Here is a 15,296-nt window from a genome sequence, read left to right on the forward strand (position 1 = left end):
GCCACCATGGTCGCGTCTCCCGCAACGAATGACAGGCATGCACCGGTCGCGCGATTGGCCGATGTGCGGTTGACCTTCGGAAGCACCATCGCGCTGGCCGACATATCGGTCGAGATCCCCGCCGGGCGGATGATCGGGCTTATCGGGCCTGACGGTGTGGGCAAATCGAGCCTGTTGTCGCTCGTCTCCGGCGCGCGCGCCATCCAGAAAGGCAAGGTGGAGGTTCTGGGCGGCGACATGTCCGATCCGCGCCACCGCGAGGATACCTGCCCGCGTATCGCCTATATGCCGCAGGGTCTCGGCAAGAACCTTTATCCCACCCTGTCCGTCTTCGAGAATATCGATTTCTTCGGCAGGCTGTTCGGACAGGGCGGCAGGGAGCGGCAGGCGCGCATTGCCGAGCTGCTGAAAAGTACCGGCCTCGAGCCCTTCGCCGACCGCCCCGCGATGAAGCTTTCCGGCGGCATGAAGCAGAAGCTGGGGCTCTGCTGCGCGCTGATCCACGATCCCGACCTGCTCATTCTCGATGAGCCGACCACGGGCGTCGATCCGCTGTCGCGGCGGCAGTTCTGGGAGCTGATCGATTCCATCCGGGCCGGGCGTCCCGGCATGAGCGTCATCGTCGCCACGGCCTATATGGAAGAGGCCGCCGGTTTCGACTGGCTGGTCGCCATGGATGGCGGCAAGATATTAGCCACCGGCTCGCCTGCCGAACTTCTCGAGCGCACCTCCGCACCCAATCTCGATGCCGCCTTCATCGCGCTCCTTCCCGAAGAAAAGCGCAAGGGTTACCATGAAGTCCATATCGCGCCGCGCAAGGTGGCGGGTGAGGGCGACTATGCCATCGAGGCGTCGCATCTCAGCATGCGTTTCGGCGATTTTACCGCCGTCGACAATGTCAGCTTCAAGATTCCACGTGGCGAGATTTTCGGCTTTCTCGGCTCGAACGGTTGCGGAAAATCCACCACCATGAAGATGCTGACGGGGCTTCTGGCCGCCAGCGAAGGCGAGGCGAAGCTTTTCGGACACAAGGTGGATGCCAGCGACATGGCGATCCGTCACCGGGTCGGCTATATGAGCCAGGCCTTCTCGCTCTATTCCGAGCTGACGGTGCGCCAGAACCTCGATCTGCACGCCCGCCTGTTCAAGCTGCCGGAAGAGACCATTCAGCCGCGTATTGCCGAAATGGCCGAGCGTTTCGATCTCGGTGCGGTCATGGAAACCCTGCCGGACGACCTGCCGCTTGGCATCCGGCAGAGGCTGTCGCTGGCGGTGGCGATGATCCATTCGCCTGATATTCTCATCCTCGATGAACCGACCTCCGGTGTCGACCCGGTGGCGCGCGACGGGTTCTGGCAAATCCTTGCCGATCTCTCGCGCAACGACAATGTCACCATCTTCATCTCCACCCATTTCATGAACGAGGCGGAGCGCTGCGACCGGATTTCGCTGATGCATGCCGGTAAGGTGCTGATCAGCGATACGCCTGACGCGATTACCAAAAGCCGCAATGCCGCAACGCTGGAAGAGGCTTTCGTCGCCTATCTCGAGGATGCTTCAGGCGTCAAAAAGGTGGAACCTGCGGCCGCTCCTGTTGCGACAGTGGAGGTGCCGGCGACGCAACATGCTGCACCCAATCGTAAGAGGTTTTTCGATTTCAGGCGCATGTTCAGCTATACGCGCCGCGAGGCGCTGGAACTGCAGCGGGATCCCATTCGCGGCACGCTGGCGGTGCTCGGCAGCATCATCCTGATGTTCGTCATCGGTTACGGTATCAATCTCGATGTCGAGGACCTGACCTTCGCGGTGCTGGACCGTGACGATTCCACCATCAGCCGCGATTACGTGCTCGATATTGCCGGCTCCCGTTATTTCATCGAGAAGGAACCGATCCGCGATTATGCCGATATGGACCGGCGGATGCGCGACGGGGAACTCAGCCTCGCCATTGAAATTCCCCCCGGTTTCGGCCGCGACGTGTTGCGCGGCAAGACGGTGGAGGTGGGCGCCTGGATCGACGGCGCCATGCCGCAGCGGGCGGAAACCGTTCGCGGATACGTGCAGGGCATGCACCAGACATGGCTGGCGCGCAAGGCGGCCGAGATATATGGCAGCGCGGCGACGCAAAGCAGTTTCAGCATCGAAACGCGCTATCGTTACAATCCCGATGTCAAAAGCCTCGTCGCCATGGTCCCGGCGGTCATTCCGCTGCTGCTCATGCTCATTCCCGCCATGCTGGCGGCGCTCAGCGTCGTCAGGGAAAAGGAACTCGGTTCCATCGTCAATCTTTATGTGACGCCGACCACGCGGCTGGAATTCCTGATCGGCAAGCAGCTTCCTTATGTCGCCCTCGGCATGCTCAATTTCCTGCTTCTGACGGCCTTCGCCATCTTCATCTTTCAGGTGCCCTTCACCGGAAGTTATCTCGCCTATGCGACGGGAGCGCTGCTCTATGTCGTCATCGCCACCTCCATCGGCCTTCTCATGTCGTCCTTCATGAAGAGCCAGATCGCGGCGATCTTCGGCACGGCCCTGCTGACGCTCATTCCGGCAACGCAATATTCGGGCTTGATCGATCCCGTTTCGTCGCTGCAGGGGGCGGGTGCCTTTATCGGCAACGTCTATCCCGCCACCTATTTCATGACCATTTCGCGCGGCACCTTCTCCAAGGGGCTGGATTTCGCCGGGCTCTCCGGCTCGTTCCTGCCGCTTCTCATCGCTATTCCGCTGCTTCTCATTGCCGGCGCCGCACTTTTGAGGAAACAGGCGTCATGAAGCTGTTTTCGTCCAACATCTTCCAGCTCGGCATCAAGGAACTGCGCGGCCTTGCGCGCGACGGCATGTTGCTGCTGCTCATCGTCTACGCCTTCACGCTGCAGATCTACACCGGCTCCAGCGCGCTGCCGGAGACGCTGAACAATGCCGCCATCGCCATCGTCGACGAGGATCAGTCGCCGCTTTCCGGCCGCATCAGCACGGCTTTTTATCCGCCCTATTTCTCCCCGCCGAAGCAGATTTCGATTGCGGAAATGGATAAGCGCATGGATGCGGGCCTCGATACCTTCGCGCTCAACATCCCGCCGGATTTCCAGCGCAGGCTGATGGCCGGGCAACAGCCGGCCATCCAGCTCAATATCGACGCAACCCGCATGAGCCAGGCTTTCAGCGGCGGCGGTTATGTGCAGAGCATCGTGACGAGCGAAATTCAGGAATATATCAACCGCTATCGCGGTGCGACGTCGGTGCCGGTGGACCTGACGCTACGCTCCCGTTTCAACCCGGAGCTGGACAAGTCGTGGTTCGGGTCGATCAACAACATCATCACCGCCATCACCATGCTGTCGATCGTGCTGACGGGGGCGGCGCTCATTCGCGAGCGCGAGCATGGCACGGTCGAGCATCTGCTGGTCATGCCGGTCACGCCGCTGGAAATCATGCTCAGCAAGGTCTGGTCCATGGGCCTTGTCGTGCTGGTGGCCTCGGCATTTTCGCTGTTTGTCGTCGTCAGGGGCCTGCTCGCCATTCCAATCGAAGGCTCGCTCCTGCTCTTCCTGCTCGGCACCGCCTTGCAGCTCTTCGCCATGACGTCGATGGGCATCTTTCTTGCGACGGTGGCCGGTTCCATGCCGCAATTCGGCATGCTGCTGATCCTGTTCCTGCTGCCGTTGCAGGTGCTCTCCGGCGCCATGACGCCGCGTGAAAGCATGCCTGATATCATCCAGTACATCATGCTTCTCGCACCCAACACCCATTTCGTCATACTGGCGCAATCGGTGCTTTTCAGGGGGGCGGGGCTGGATGTGGTCTGGCCGCAATTGCTGGCGCTGCTGGCCATCGGCTCCGCGCTTTTCGTTTTCGCGCTTCGCCGTTTCAGACGGTTCCTGCGCTGATTCCGCCTGTTTCCGCGCAAGTTGAATTAATTGTGTTCGGTAACGGTATGTTCGCCTTCCGTGAATATGCCTATGAGGACGGCTGGGTAAGCGGGCTTTGTTCAGGAGTAGCAAAATGAATATTGCAGCACGTCTGTCACTGGCAGCCATGATCGCACTGGCGGCAACGCCCTCTCTTGCGTCAGAAGATATGACGTCGGAGACGAGCGAAGCGATATTCGGTTTCGGCGGCGCCCTGACGAAAGAAGACATGCTGAAAAGTGCGGCCCTCATTCCGGTGGAATATGAGCGCAATGCCATTCTGGGCGGCGGCTATCAGTTCTACCCTTACCACATCGGCAACGTGAAACTCGGCGGCGAAATCGGCGTCGCCGCCAGATTTGGCAAGGGCTTTACCGGTGAAGTCTGGGCGGGCCCGGTCGCGCGTTACGAGCAGATCAGGCTCGGAGAACGGCTGTTCATCACGCCAAGCTTTACCGTCGGCCTCAGCCTCGTCACGGATGCGCAGCCCGGCCGCGAGCGGGAACAGGAAATCAAGGACGACGGCAATGCAAACGTCCTGTTTTATCTGGGACCGGAAATCAACGTGTCCTTCAGCGAGGATTCCTCGACGGAATTCTTCTGGCGTCTTCACCACCGTTCCGGCGGTGGCAAAACACTGGGCAATATGAAAGGCGCCACAAACGCCAACGTATTCGGCGTCCGCTACAAGTTCTGAGTGGCGGGGACGGTTCCAAACCCGGCGAACCGTCTGAATTTTAGTCACGTTTCTTTTTCGTCGCAAACCGTCATGGGGAACCCTTGCGTCTGGCGCATGGGTGGATTGCCTTATTCTGCCTGTTAATTCGTCATCGAAAAGCGCATATAGAGGGCATCAAAGGACGCCGGAACGAAAACGTTACTGACGTCACCTAAACCTCAGAAAGGGTAATGTCATGAACGTAGCACGCAGCTTCAATAACTGGCGCAAATATCGTCAGACCATCAACGAACTCGGCCGTATGAGCACCCGTGAACTGCACGATCTCGGTATCGATCGCAGCCAGATCACCAGCGTCGCCCGCGCCGCCGTTGGCAGGTAATCAAGGCGATATCGCCTCTTTTGAATGCCCAAACGCCCGCTCCGCGGGCGTTTTTGTTTTGGGGATATGGGACGCTTCTACCGCGAATATCCGCCAGATAATCCGGCGATGTCGACGTCCGGGCCGAAGGGTGGAGTTTTCTCGACGTCAGGCGTTAAATATCGCCATGCATTGAATGCATATCTGTGCTGCAAGCTTATGCCTGTCAAATGCGCAGAAAAATGCTATCTTCCAATCATCGAAAGGGATGTACCTCCTCCCACATCCTTTTGGTAAAGCGGGTGATCCTACTCCTCCTCCCAAAGGATTGCCCCGGGGACAGCGGTTTTCCTCCTCCCATATCGCTGTTCATCTTTTCAAAAAGCCTGCCGCACCTCCTCCCGCGGCAGGCTTTTTTGTTTTCAGTGTCTTCCCTTTGTCTTCAGGAAATATCTCAGTCGAAAGCCATCATGCCGATGGGCGTCACGGCATGGGTGCCTGCACGTCTGGCAAGGGCATAAGCGAGGCACTGCTCCACGGCATCCTGCGGCACGGGCTTGGCGATCACGCCGGCGCCGATGCCGAGATTGACGACGACTTCGGGGTTTGCCGTCATGAAGATCACCACAACGCCATGATCTTCAGAAAGCCGCCGGCCGATCTCCGGGCCGGTCTGTCCATCGGCAAGGTTGACGTCGACGAAGGCGATATCGGCATGGCTGCCAAGCGCCACGGCGTCTTCCAGCCGGTTGGCGATACCGATGACATCCGCCTCTTCTTCCGCCTGCAAAATGGAATCCTCTATATCCATGGCGATGAGGAATTCGTCTTCCACGATCAGCACACGCGGCTGTTCCGTGCGGAAACCCGGTTCGCTTTGCAAGACGTCTGCCAACATATGCCTGCCTCCATTCTGTGTTTCAGAGCAACGGATGGAAAACTGTATCGCGGTTGCGGATCATCCGAGGCTTCAACTAAACCCGGAGCGGCGGGACCGGTTCCGTTTTATTTCCCGCCGCTCCAGCGCGGTCGGCATGCAAACACTTCTCGGCGCAACTCGTTCCAAAGTGAGATAAACATAGTGAATGGAGTGTAAACGGCGTGCCTTTTCGGCTATCACCTTTCAAGAGCGAAGCAGTTGATTCGGTTCGGTTTTCATCCGGGGAAGGGGTCGGAGAACGTCGCCGTGGAGCATCTTTCGCCCCCTGGAACACCGTTCTTTCGCCATTATGGGGTGAAAGGCCGGCATGAAAATTCAAAGCGTTACAGCCTCTTTCCCCGCCGGGGAGGAAGCGCTGGAACCTTGCCGATCATTCGCGTGCCGCAGTTAAAAAAACGGCGCGGGACCCTATGAGTTTAGAAAGAGAATAAGACGATGACCCAGTCTCCGCGCGCCACCATTGCCCGCAACACGCCTAATATCGCCGTCGTCGGCGTCGGTGGCGGTGGCGGCAACGCGATCAACAACATGATTGCCGAGGGCATCGGCGGCGTCGATTTCATCGCCGCCAATACGGATGCGCAGGCGCTGAAGAAGACCAATGCACCGCGGCTCGTGCAGCTCAGCTCCGAACTGACCGGCGGGCTTGGCGCGGGCGCCGATCCCGAGGTCGGCCGGCAGGCGGCGATCGATTCCCTCGACGAGATCATGGATCACCTGAGCGGCTACGACATGTGTTTCATCACCGCGGGCATGGGCGGCGGCACCGGCACGGGCGCGGCCCCCGTCATTGCCGAAGCCTGCCGGGCGAAGAACATCCTGACCGTCGGTGTCGTGACGCTTCCCTTCAGCTTCGAGGGCGCGCGCCGCATGCGGGCTGCCGAATATGGCTTCGCCAACCTGCTCAACACGGCAGATACCGTCATCGTCATCCCCAACCAGAACCTGCTGCGCATTGCCGATGCCGGCACGACCTTCGAAAATGCACTGAAGACGGCCGACAAGGTCCTCTCGCTTGGCGTGCGCTGCATCACCGATCTCATCCTGCGCGAAGGCCTGGTCAATCTCGATTTCGCCGATGTGCGCTACGTCATGAAGAATGGCGGCCGGGCGCTGATGGGCACGGCGCAGGCCAAGGGTGAAAAGCGCGCCTCGGAAGCGGCAGCCGCAGCCATTGCCAACCCGCTGCTCGGCGAACCGTCGCTGAAGGAAGCGCGGGGCGCTCTTGTTTCCATTTCCGGCGGCAACGATCTGACGCTTTACGAGATCGATGAGGCAATGACGTTGGTGCGCGAGGCGGTGAGCGAAGAAACCGATGTGGTGATGGGCGCTTCCTTCGACCCGACGCTGGACGGCGCTTTCAAGATTTCCGTCGTTGCCACCGGCCTGCGCAACTGAGGCTTGCTTGAGGCGGGACATCGCTGGGCGTTTCTTCTCCCCCCTCGGGGAGAAGAGACAAGCGGCGTACTCTTCGCTTCCCAGGGAAATCGCCCTCTTTAGTCGGCGATGCCCTATAAACAGCGTCCACGCCACAAACTGAACGATCAAAAGCCGTCGCGGGCAATTTTCGCGACGGCTTTTTGTTGTTTTTGAACAATTATTCCGCCATTCGAAGAGGCCGCGGTGCTGCGCAGCGTTGATCGAGAAAAAATATAATAGTACTCTTTATGTCGACAAGAGGGATTTGATGATGACGGATATAATTGCTTCTGCCGAGCGCAAGCGCGGCTCCGGCGTGAAGATGGTCTATGATCTGCTGCGCGACGAGATTCTCGATCTGGTTCTACCGCCGGGCAGCCCCATCGATGAGGTGCAGCTTGCCGAGAGGTTCAAGATGTCGCGCACGCCGATCCGCGAGGCGCTGGTGCGGCTTTCGGGCGAGGGGCTGATCGATACGCTGCCGAACCGTTCGACCATGGTGTCGAATATCGATTTCCTCAACATGCACACCTATTTCGATGCGCTGGTGTTGATGTATCGGGTAACGACGCAGCTTGCCGCGCAATATCACCGCCCGGAGGATCTGGCCGGAATCCGCGCCCATAATGCGGAATTCGCCATTGCGGTGGAGGAGCAGGATGCGCTGGCGATGATTTCCACCAATGCCGCCCTGCATCTTTCCATCGCCGAGGCCGGGCGCAATCCCTATTTTACCAGCCTGTTCAAGCGGCTGCTGGACGAGGGGCGACGCATCCTCAGGCTTTATTACCAGTCCTATGACGATCGTTTGCCGAAGCGCTTCGTCGACGATCATGATGAGATCATCGCGGCGATTGCCGCGCGTGATACCGTTCTTTCCGAGAAACTGGCCCGCGAGCATGCCGAGCAGATCGTGCGGCAGGTGCAGAAGCTGCTGGTGCGAAACGAGCGTTTGGAAATAAATCTGTAGCTTGTCGATTTCTTGTCGACAAATAAAATACAAGATTGTAATGTCCTTGTCGAAAGGGTGGCGCGGAGGTGCGTCCATTCCCGAAAAACATGTCCCTTAGGAGCTTGAAATGACGGCCAGCATTTTTTCCGGCGTGATTCCCGCCTTGATGACCCCCTGCAAGGATGATCGCACCCCTGATTTCGATGCGCTTGTTCGCAAGGGCAAGGAACTGATCGCCGATGGCATGTCGGCCGTCGTTTATTGCGGTTCCATGGGCGACTGGCCGCTCCTGACGGACGAGCAGCGCATGGAAGGCGTAGAGCGCCTGGTGAAAGCCGGCATTCCGGTCATCGTCGGCACCGGCGCGGTCAACACGGCATCTGCCGTTGCCCATGCCGCCCACGCCCAGAAGGTTGGCGCCAAGGGCCTGATGGTCATTCCGCGCGTCCTGTCGCGCGGTTCGGTCATCGCCGCCCAGAAGGCCCACTTCAAGGCTATCCTCTCGGCTGCACCGGAAATCCCGGCGGTCATCTACAACAGCCCCTATTACGGCTTCGCCACCCGCGCCGATCTCTTCTTCGCGCTGCGTGCCGAGCACAAGAACCTCGTCGGCTTCAAGGAATTCGGCGGCCCGGCGGATATGCGTTATGCGGCCGAAAACATCACCAGCCGTGATGACGACGTCACCCTGATGATCGGCGTCGATACGGCTGTTTTCCATGGCTTCGTCAATTGCGGCGCCACCGGCGCCATCACCGGCATCGGCAATGTTCTGCCGAAGGAAGTCATTCACCTCTGCAAGCTGTCGCAGGCCGCCGCCAAGGGTGATGCCGATGCCCGCGCCCGCGCGCTGGAGCTGGAGCAGGCGCTCGCCGTCCTCTCTTCCTTCGATGAAGGCCCGGATCTGGTTCTCTATTTCAAGCATATGATGGTGCTGAAGGGCGACAAGGAATACACGCTGCACTTCAACGAAACCGACGCCCTGACCGACAGCCAGCGCGGTTATGTCGAGGCGCAGTTCAAGCTGTTCAACAGCTGGTATGCCGACTGGAGCAAGCTTCCGGGCGCCGTGCAGGCCTGCAAGGCTGCTTGAGCAGTCGCTGACGTGAAAACAAAAGGCCCGCAGCAACTGCGGGCCTTTTTTGCATTTATGAGGTTTGAGCGTTTCTTGGCTTCGACGTCGTCCCCGAACTTGTCCCACGGCTGTCCGGTTTAAATTTCTGCCGGCTACAATCCCCACGAAGCTGGTGATGAAGAGTGGATATTCTCTCGGCGTCATCCTCGGCCTTGTGAGGCCCGAGGATGACGGAGGAGAGGTTTGCGGATTCCGCCGTCAACTCTGCACCGGGCCGCGGGCATTATGTATATTGTTCTCCGACACGGTCAGGAAACCGCATCCAGCCCCTTTTCCAGCAGCCGGTCAAGCCCGGCCATTTCAGCGGCGGTAAGTGTGATGCCTTCTCTTTCGGATTTGGCGCGGGCGGCAAAGCGGCGGCCAGAGGGCAGGCGGGCGCCCTGGCCGATGATGGCGTCGAACAGCACTTCCGCGCGCTGGAAGGGATCGCCGGGGCGCCCCTTGGAGAAGGCCTCAGGCGAAAAAGCGACGATCAGCTCGCCATGGGTCGGGGCAAGCGTGGTGGTGCCGAGAAATTCGAGCGCTTCGGGGCTGGTGAGATCGCCGATCATGATGCCGGCGAGAAGCTCGATCATCGTGCCGATGGCCGATCCCTTGTGGCCGCCAAAGGGCAGCATGGAGCCGGCAAGGGCCGCTTCCGGGTCGGTCGTCGGCTTGCCGTCGGCATCCAGAGCCCAGCCTTCCGGCAGGGGCTTTCCGGCCCGCCGGTGCAGTTCTATTTCACCGCGGGCCGCAACCGAGGTCGCGAAATCGAAGACATAAGGGGAGGTGTCCTTGCGCGGCCAGCCGAAGGCGAAGGGGTTGGTGCCAAGCAGCGGCTTGCTGCCGCCGGTGGGCGCAACGGTGGAATAGCTCGGGCACATGACCAGCCCGGCGAGACCGTTTTCGGTCAGTCCCTCGACTTCCGGCCAGAGCGCCGAGAAATGCGTGCAGTCATTGATGACGAGTGCAGCGATGCCCGCGCGTTTCGCCCGCTCCACCAGAACCGGCAGGCCAAGTTCGAAGGCAGGGTTGGCGAAGCCGCCATGGGCATTGACTTTCACGATGGCCGTGCCGTCGTCTTCCGCCACTTCAGGTGTCGCATCGGGCTTCACCTTGCCGGCGCTGACGGTGCGGAGCGCGCCTTCGATACGGTAGATGCCGTGGGACTTGCAGGCATCCCGCTCACCGGCAGTAATGACGCGCGCCAGCGCTCCCGACTGTACATCATTCAGCCCGGCCCTCAAAAAAATCGACTCGACCCGCTGGAAAAGTGCCTCAATGGTCAAGGTGGTCGTGTCGCTCATCATAGTCCTCCGATAGGGCTCGCACATTTTGAATACATAAAGTATACAAAGGTGTGGTTATTGCAACGTGTCTTTTCGATGAAGCTCAGTCAGAGCAGAAGGCCACCCTCTCAAACACGAAGATACCTTAAGCCCTCATTCCTGTGCTTGTCACAGGAATCCAGTCGGCGCGCGTCTGCGTGTCGGAAAGCCTCTTTCAGCCCAAAGACTTGGGCTGGCCAGATTTCTGTGACAAGCACGGAATGAGGATGCTGGACGTTTCGCCAACCTTGTCCGCTCCCCCCGCGCCGGCTTGCGTAATCATCCGCGACACCTCATCAGTTCGCACATGCAAAAATTCTTTTTGTATACTCCTTGTATTTTTATGTTGATTTATCGCCGTCATAGGGAAATAGTGACCGCGCCTTCAAGGGCAGACCAATTGTGGGAGCAAATAAAGAATGAAAAAATCGGTCATCGTCGCCGGCCTCTTGGCCGCCACTTTCGCTATTACGCCGGCCAAAGCCGACAAACTTGACGACATCATTTCGTCCGGCACGCTGCGTTGCGCCGTCGTGCTCGATTTCCCGCCCATGGGCGCGCGTGATGACGCCAACAACCCAATCGGCTTTGATGTCGATTATTGCAACGATCTCGCCAAGGCGCTCGGCGTTACCGCTGAAATCGTCGAAACGCCTTTCCCCGAGCGTATTCCCGCGCTGATGTCGGGCCGCGTCGATGTCGGCGTTGCGTCCACCTCCGATACGCTGGAGCGCGCCAAGACGGTCGGCATGACCGTGCCTTACTTCGCTTTCGAAATGGCCGTTACCGCCAACGACAAGTCGGGCATCAAGTCCTTCGAGGACATGAAGGGCAAGACGGTCGGCGCGACTGCCGGCACGTTCGAGGCCATCGCGCTCGAAAAGACGGTCAAGGAATGGGGCACTGGCGAATTCCGTCCGTACCAGACGCAGGCCGATGTGTTCCTCGCGCTCAGCCAGGGTCAGATCGACGCCACCGTTTCCACCTCGACGGTTGCCCAGTCCAACGTCAAGGGCGGCAAGTTCGCCGGCATCTCCGTGGTCGGCAAGGCGCCCTATGACATCGATTATGTCGCGCTCTTCACCAACCGTGACGAATACGGCTTCATCAACTACCTGAACCTCTTCATCAACCAGCAGGTTCGCACCGGCCGTTACGCCGAACTCTATGAAAAATGGGTTGGCGGCGAAGTTCCCTCGCTCACCGTCAACGGCGTTTATCGCTGATCAGGACTTTTCGTAAACGGCGCGGTCAAGATGATCGCGCCGTTGATCGTTTCTGAAAAGGCGGGACGCTTAATGTTCAATTATACATTCCACTGGAATCAGGCGCTGAAGGCTCTGCCGCAGCTTCTGGACGGTGCGGTGGTGACGCTGCAGATCGCCATTCTGTCGATGGTGATCGGTCTTTCCTGCGCCATCGTGCTGACGCTGTTCCGGCTTTCCGGCAACCGCATTCTCGGCGCTTTCGCCGCCGTCTGGGTGGAAATCGCCCGCAACACGCCGGCGCTGTTCCAGATTTACATGGCCCATTTCGGCCTTGGCAATTTCGGCATTCATTTGAGCCCCTATACGGCGCTTCTGGTCGGTATCGCCTTCAACAATGCCGGTTATCTCGCGGAAAATTTCCGCGGTGCGCTAAAGGCCATTCCCGATACGCAGACGCGCTCCGGCCGTTCGCTCGGCATGACCTCGATGCAGACCTTCCGGCTGATCATCCTGCCGCAGATGCTGCGCGTTGCGTTTCTGCCGGCCACCAACCAGATGGTCTGGGCAATCCTCATGACCTCGCTCGGTGTCACGGTCGGCATGAATACGGATCTCGCCGGCGTCACGCAGGCGCTCAATGCACGCTCGTTCCGCACCTTCGAATTCTTCGCGTTCGCCGCGGTCATCTATTACGTGATCGCCAAGATCGTCACGCTCGCCGCCAGATTGCTGGCTGCGCGTCTGTTCCGTTATTGAGAGAGGTGAGCCATGTTTGAAACCGCTCTCACCTGGAGTGATCTCGCCTTCCTGGCCAAGGGTGCCGGCATGACGCTTGCCGTCACCGCCGTCGCCGTCACGGCGGGCACCATCATGGGGATCGTCTTCGGTATCATCCGTTTCCAGTTCGGCCCCTATTGGTCGCTGCCGCTGACCTTCGTGCTGGATATTTTCCGTTCCGTGCCGCTGCTCATCCAGCTCGTGCTCGGCAACGCCTTCCAGTCGATAGCCAAGCTCGGCTGGCCGCCTTTCACTACCTCCTGTGTGGTTCTGTCGCTTTATACCGCGGCCTATTGCACGGAAATCGTGCGTGGCGGCATCGAAGCGGTGCCCTCGAACACCCGCCGCGCCTGCCGTTCGCTGGGCATGACCTGGTCGCAGGACATGCGCTACATCGTGCTGCCGCTTGCCACCCGCGTGTCGCTGCCCGCATGGATCGGGCTCACGCTCGGCGTCATGAAGGATTCGGCCCTGGTGCTGTGGCTCGGCCTCATCGAGCTTCTGCGCGCCTCGCAGATCCTCGTTACCCGCCTGCAGGAACCGCTGACGATCCTGATGATCTGCGGCGCCATCTATTTCCTTATCAGTTTCCCCATCGCCCGTTTCGGCGGGTATCTCGAAAGACGGTGGTCCCCCAATGATTGAGATCGAAAACGTCCGCAAATCCTTCGGCCCGCTGGAGGTTCTGAAAGGGATCAACCTCACCGTCAACAAGGGCGAGGTGGTCACCATCATCGGCGGCTCCGGTTCCGGCAAGTCGACGCTGCTGACCTGCATCAACGGCCTCGAGCCGATCGACAGCGGCAAGATCGTCATCGACGGCACGGAAGTGCATGCGAAGTCCACCGACCTTAACAAGCTGCGCCGCAAGGTCGGCATCGTCTTCCAGCAATGGAACGCCTTTCCGCATCTGACGGTGCTCGAAAACGTCATGCTGGCGCCGCGCAAGGTGCTGGGCATTTCCAAGGAGCAGGCCGAGGAAATCGCGGTGAAGCAACTGACCCATGTGGGTCTTGCCGAAAAGCTGAAGGTCTATCCGAACCGCATGTCCGGCGGTCAGCAGCAGCGTATGGCGATTGCCCGCGCGCTTGCCATGTCGCCGGAATATATGCTGTTCGACGAAGTCACGTCTGCGCTCGACCCGATGCTGGTTGGCGAAGTGCTCGATACGCTGAAGATGCTGGCGGATGAGGGCATGACGATGATCTGCGTCACCCATGAAATGGCCTTCGCGCGTGATGTCTCGAACCGCGTCGCCTTCTTTCATCAGGGCGTGATGGCGGAAATCGGCATGCCGGATCAGCTGTTCGGCGCGCCGCAGCATCCTGAAACCCAGAAGTTCCTGGCGAGCGTGCGGTAATGCCAGCCAATGATGTCATCGTCATCGGGGCCGGCGTCGTCGGCCTCTCGGCGGCAATCGCGGCGCAGGGTCGTGGCCTCTCGGTCACGGTCATCGACCGCGAGGGACCGGCGGCGGGCGCGTCCGCCGGTAATGCCGGCGCTTTCGCTTTCACCGATATCCTGCCGCTTGCATCGCCCGGCATTCTCTGGAAAGCGCCGAAATGGCTCATCGATCCGCTGGGTCCGCTCAGCGTGCCGCCGGCCTATGCGCTGAAGATCGCGCCGTGGATGTTCCGGTTCTGGCGGGCTTGCGCGGCATCGAAAGTCGAACATTCCACCGCCGCCCAGACGGCGCTGATGGACCTTTCCAAGGCAGAGCTGGAGCCGTTCCTCAAAAAGACGGGCACGATTGCGATGCTGCGCAAGGAGGGGAACCTTCAGGTCTATGAAAGCGAGGCGGAATTCGAAGGCTCGCTTGCCGGCTGGAAGGCGCGCGAACGTCACGGCATCGAGTTCCGGCATCTGAATGCCGAACAGATGGCCGAGATACAGCCCGGCATCGCGCCGCGTTTCACCTGCGGCACCTTTACGCCCGGCTGGTATTCCATCGCCGATCCCAAGCTTTATACGCTGGCGCTGGCCGACCATTTCCGCACCATCGGCGGCCGTATCGAGTGCCTCGATATCGCTTCGCTTCGACCGCTGGAAGACGGTGTCGAGGTGGTGAGCCATGATGGCCGCACCCGCAGGGCCGCCAAGGTGGTGCTGGCAGCCGGCGCCTTTTCGCATCGCATCGCCCGTTCGCTCGGGGAAAAAATTCCGCTGGAAACCGAACGGGGGTATAATACAACCCTGCCGTCCGGCGCCTTCGATCTGCGCACGCAGGTGACTTTCGGCGGCCATGGTTTCGTCGTCACGCGGCTTTCCTCCGGCATCCGCGTCGGTGGCGTGGTGGAATTGGGCGGACTCGAGCTTCCGGCCAATTTCGCCCGTTCCGAAGCGCTGCTGACCAAGGCGAAAGCCTTCCTGCCGGGCCTGAAAACCGAAGGCGGCAAGCAGTGGATGGGCTTTCGCCCCTCGCTGCCGGACAGCCTGCCGGCCATCGGGCAAGCACGGCACACGGCGCGGGTGGTCTATGCCTTCGGCCACGGACATCTGGGGTTGACGCAATCGGCGGGCACGGCCTGCATCGTCGCCGATCTTCTGACGGGGCAAAAACCCGCCATCGATACAAGGGCATTTTCGCCGCAACGCTTCTGACGGGGA

14 protein-coding genes are annotated in these 15,296 nt (G+C 59.9%); 12 read left to right on the forward strand and 2 right to left on the reverse strand.

Features of this window, described 5'->3' with window-relative positions:
* Positions 1–6: 6 nt before the first annotated feature.
* From rbbA to ACQZ5G_RS21285, 4 genes are all read left to right on the forward strand, one after another.
* A complete protein-coding gene (rbbA, locus tag ACQZ5G_RS21270; protein WP_448738826.1) occupies positions 7–2,775 on the forward strand; it encodes a ribosome-associated ATPase/putative transporter RbbA in 2,769 nt (922 codons plus the stop codon).
* A complete protein-coding gene (locus ACQZ5G_RS21275; RefSeq protein WP_003521718.1) occupies positions 2,772–3,890 on the forward strand; it encodes an ABC transporter permease in 1,119 nt (372 codons plus the stop codon). The genes rbbA and ACQZ5G_RS21275 overlap by 4 nt, the downstream gene beginning before the upstream one ends.
* 115 nt (positions 3,891–4,005) lie before the next feature.
* The gene (locus ACQZ5G_RS21280; protein ID WP_448738827.1) at positions 4,006–4,608 is read left to right on the forward strand and encodes a hypothetical protein; all 603 of its coding nucleotides are present in this window, start codon (positions 4,006–4,008) and stop codon (positions 4,606–4,608) included.
* A 217-nt stretch (positions 4,609–4,825) separates the two neighbouring features.
* The gene (locus ACQZ5G_RS21285) at positions 4,826–4,972 is read left to right on the forward strand and encodes a DUF1127 domain-containing protein (protein WP_003521716.1); all 147 of its coding nucleotides are present in this window, start codon (positions 4,826–4,828) and stop codon (positions 4,970–4,972) included.
* A 433-nt stretch (positions 4,973–5,405) separates the two neighbouring features.
* Here ACQZ5G_RS21285 and ACQZ5G_RS21290 read toward each other — a convergent pair whose 3' ends face one another.
* On the reverse strand, positions 5,406–5,849 hold the full coding sequence (locus ACQZ5G_RS21290) for a response regulator (protein WP_448738828.1): 444 nt from the start codon (positions 5,847–5,849) through the stop codon (positions 5,406–5,408).
* 477 nt (positions 5,850–6,326) lie between these two features.
* On the opposite strand from ACQZ5G_RS21290, the gene ftsZ reads away from it, so the two are divergent.
* The 3 genes from ftsZ (at position 6,327) to ACQZ5G_RS21305 (ending at position 9,355) form a co-directional block, all read left to right on the forward strand.
* On the forward strand, positions 6,327–7,289 hold the full coding sequence (gene ftsZ / locus ACQZ5G_RS21295) for a cell division protein FtsZ (protein WP_003521714.1): 963 nt from the start codon (positions 6,327–6,329) through the stop codon (positions 7,287–7,289).
* A gap of 292 nt (positions 7,290–7,581) precedes the next feature.
* Positions 7,582–8,280 carry a GntR family transcriptional regulator gene (locus ACQZ5G_RS21300; protein ID WP_031234148.1) on the forward strand — a complete coding sequence of 233 codons (699 nt, stop codon included), beginning with the start codon at positions 7,582–7,584 and terminating at the stop codon, positions 8,278–8,280.
* Between the two features lie 109 nt (positions 8,281–8,389).
* Complete coding sequence (locus tag ACQZ5G_RS21305; RefSeq protein ID WP_003521712.1) at positions 8,390–9,355, forward strand: dihydrodipicolinate synthase family protein; 966 nt, start codon at positions 8,390–8,392, stop codon at positions 9,353–9,355.
* A gap of 290 nt (positions 9,356–9,645) precedes the next feature.
* Here the strand turns inward: ACQZ5G_RS21305 and ACQZ5G_RS21310 are convergent, their stop codons facing one another.
* Positions 9,646–10,683, reverse strand: coding sequence for an Ldh family oxidoreductase (locus ACQZ5G_RS21310; RefSeq protein WP_448738829.1), 1,038 nt, complete (start codon positions 10,681–10,683; stop codon positions 9,646–9,648).
* A gap of 440 nt (positions 10,684–11,123) precedes the next feature.
* Here ACQZ5G_RS21310 and ACQZ5G_RS21315 point away from each other — a divergent pair, with 440 nt between their 5' ends.
* The 5 genes from ACQZ5G_RS21315 (at position 11,124) to ACQZ5G_RS21335 (ending at position 15,290) form a co-directional block, all read left to right on the forward strand.
* Positions 11,124–11,930, forward strand: a complete 807-nt coding sequence (locus tag ACQZ5G_RS21315; protein ID WP_003521709.1) for an ABC transporter substrate-binding protein — start codon at positions 11,124–11,126, stop codon at positions 11,928–11,930.
* Between the two features lie 72 nt (positions 11,931–12,002).
* Complete coding sequence (locus ACQZ5G_RS21320) at positions 12,003–12,668, forward strand: amino acid ABC transporter permease (RefSeq protein WP_448738830.1); 666 nt, start codon at positions 12,003–12,005, stop codon at positions 12,666–12,668.
* Positions 12,669–12,680: 12 nt separating this feature from the next.
* Positions 12,681–13,334 (forward strand): amino acid ABC transporter permease, encoded by a 654-nt coding sequence (locus ACQZ5G_RS21325; RefSeq protein WP_174058855.1) that lies wholly within the window; start codon positions 12,681–12,683, stop codon positions 13,332–13,334.
* Positions 13,327–14,049 carry an amino acid ABC transporter ATP-binding protein gene (locus tag ACQZ5G_RS21330; RefSeq protein ID WP_448738831.1) on the forward strand — a complete coding sequence of 241 codons (723 nt, stop codon included), beginning with the start codon at positions 13,327–13,329 and terminating at the stop codon, positions 14,047–14,049. The genes ACQZ5G_RS21325 and ACQZ5G_RS21330 overlap by 8 nt, the downstream gene beginning before the upstream one ends.
* The gene (locus tag ACQZ5G_RS21335) at positions 14,049–15,290 is read left to right on the forward strand and encodes an NAD(P)/FAD-dependent oxidoreductase (protein WP_448738832.1); all 1,242 of its coding nucleotides are present in this window, start codon (positions 14,049–14,051) and stop codon (positions 15,288–15,290) included. Before ACQZ5G_RS21330 ends, ACQZ5G_RS21335 begins: the two co-directional genes overlap by 1 nt.
* Positions 15,291–15,296: the final 6 nt, after the last annotated feature.

It is taken from the genome of Agrobacterium sp. 22-214-1, assembly GCF_053522465.1.

Bases quoted from the DNA above. Each gene is read 5' to 3' on its own strand.
- rbbA (WP_448738826.1), top strand. From the start codon at position 7: ATGGTCGCGTCTCCCGCAACGAATGACAGGCATGCACCGGTCGCGCGA.
- ACQZ5G_RS21275 (WP_003521718.1), top strand. From the start codon at position 2,772: ATGAAGCTGTTTTCGTCCAACATCTTCCAGCTCGGCATCAAGGAACTG.
- ACQZ5G_RS21280 (WP_448738827.1), top strand. From the start codon at position 4,006: ATGAATATTGCAGCACGTCTGTCACTGGCAGCCATGATCGCACTGGCG.
- ACQZ5G_RS21285 (WP_003521716.1), top strand. From the start codon at position 4,826: ATGAACGTAGCACGCAGCTTCAATAACTGGCGCAAATATCGTCAGACC.
- ACQZ5G_RS21290 (WP_448738828.1), bottom strand. From the start codon at position 5,849: ATGTTGGCAGACGTCTTGCAAAGCGAACCGGGTTTCCGCACGGAACAG.
- ftsZ (WP_003521714.1), top strand. From the start codon at position 6,327: ATGACCCAGTCTCCGCGCGCCACCATTGCCCGCAACACGCCTAATATC.
- ACQZ5G_RS21300 (WP_031234148.1), top strand. From the start codon at position 7,582: ATGACGGATATAATTGCTTCTGCCGAGCGCAAGCGCGGCTCCGGCGTG.
- ACQZ5G_RS21305 (WP_003521712.1), top strand. From the start codon at position 8,390: ATGACGGCCAGCATTTTTTCCGGCGTGATTCCCGCCTTGATGACCCCC.
- ACQZ5G_RS21310 (WP_448738829.1), bottom strand. From the start codon at position 10,683: ATGAGCGACACGACCACCTTGACCATTGAGGCACTTTTCCAGCGGGTC.
- ACQZ5G_RS21315 (WP_003521709.1), top strand. From the start codon at position 11,124: ATGAAAAAATCGGTCATCGTCGCCGGCCTCTTGGCCGCCACTTTCGCT.
- ACQZ5G_RS21320 (WP_448738830.1), top strand. From the start codon at position 12,003: ATGTTCAATTATACATTCCACTGGAATCAGGCGCTGAAGGCTCTGCCG.
- ACQZ5G_RS21325 (WP_174058855.1), top strand. From the start codon at position 12,681: ATGTTTGAAACCGCTCTCACCTGGAGTGATCTCGCCTTCCTGGCCAAG.
- ACQZ5G_RS21330 (WP_448738831.1), top strand. From the start codon at position 13,327: ATGATTGAGATCGAAAACGTCCGCAAATCCTTCGGCCCGCTGGAGGTT.
- ACQZ5G_RS21335 (WP_448738832.1), top strand. From the start codon at position 14,049: ATGCCAGCCAATGATGTCATCGTCATCGGGGCCGGCGTCGTCGGCCTC.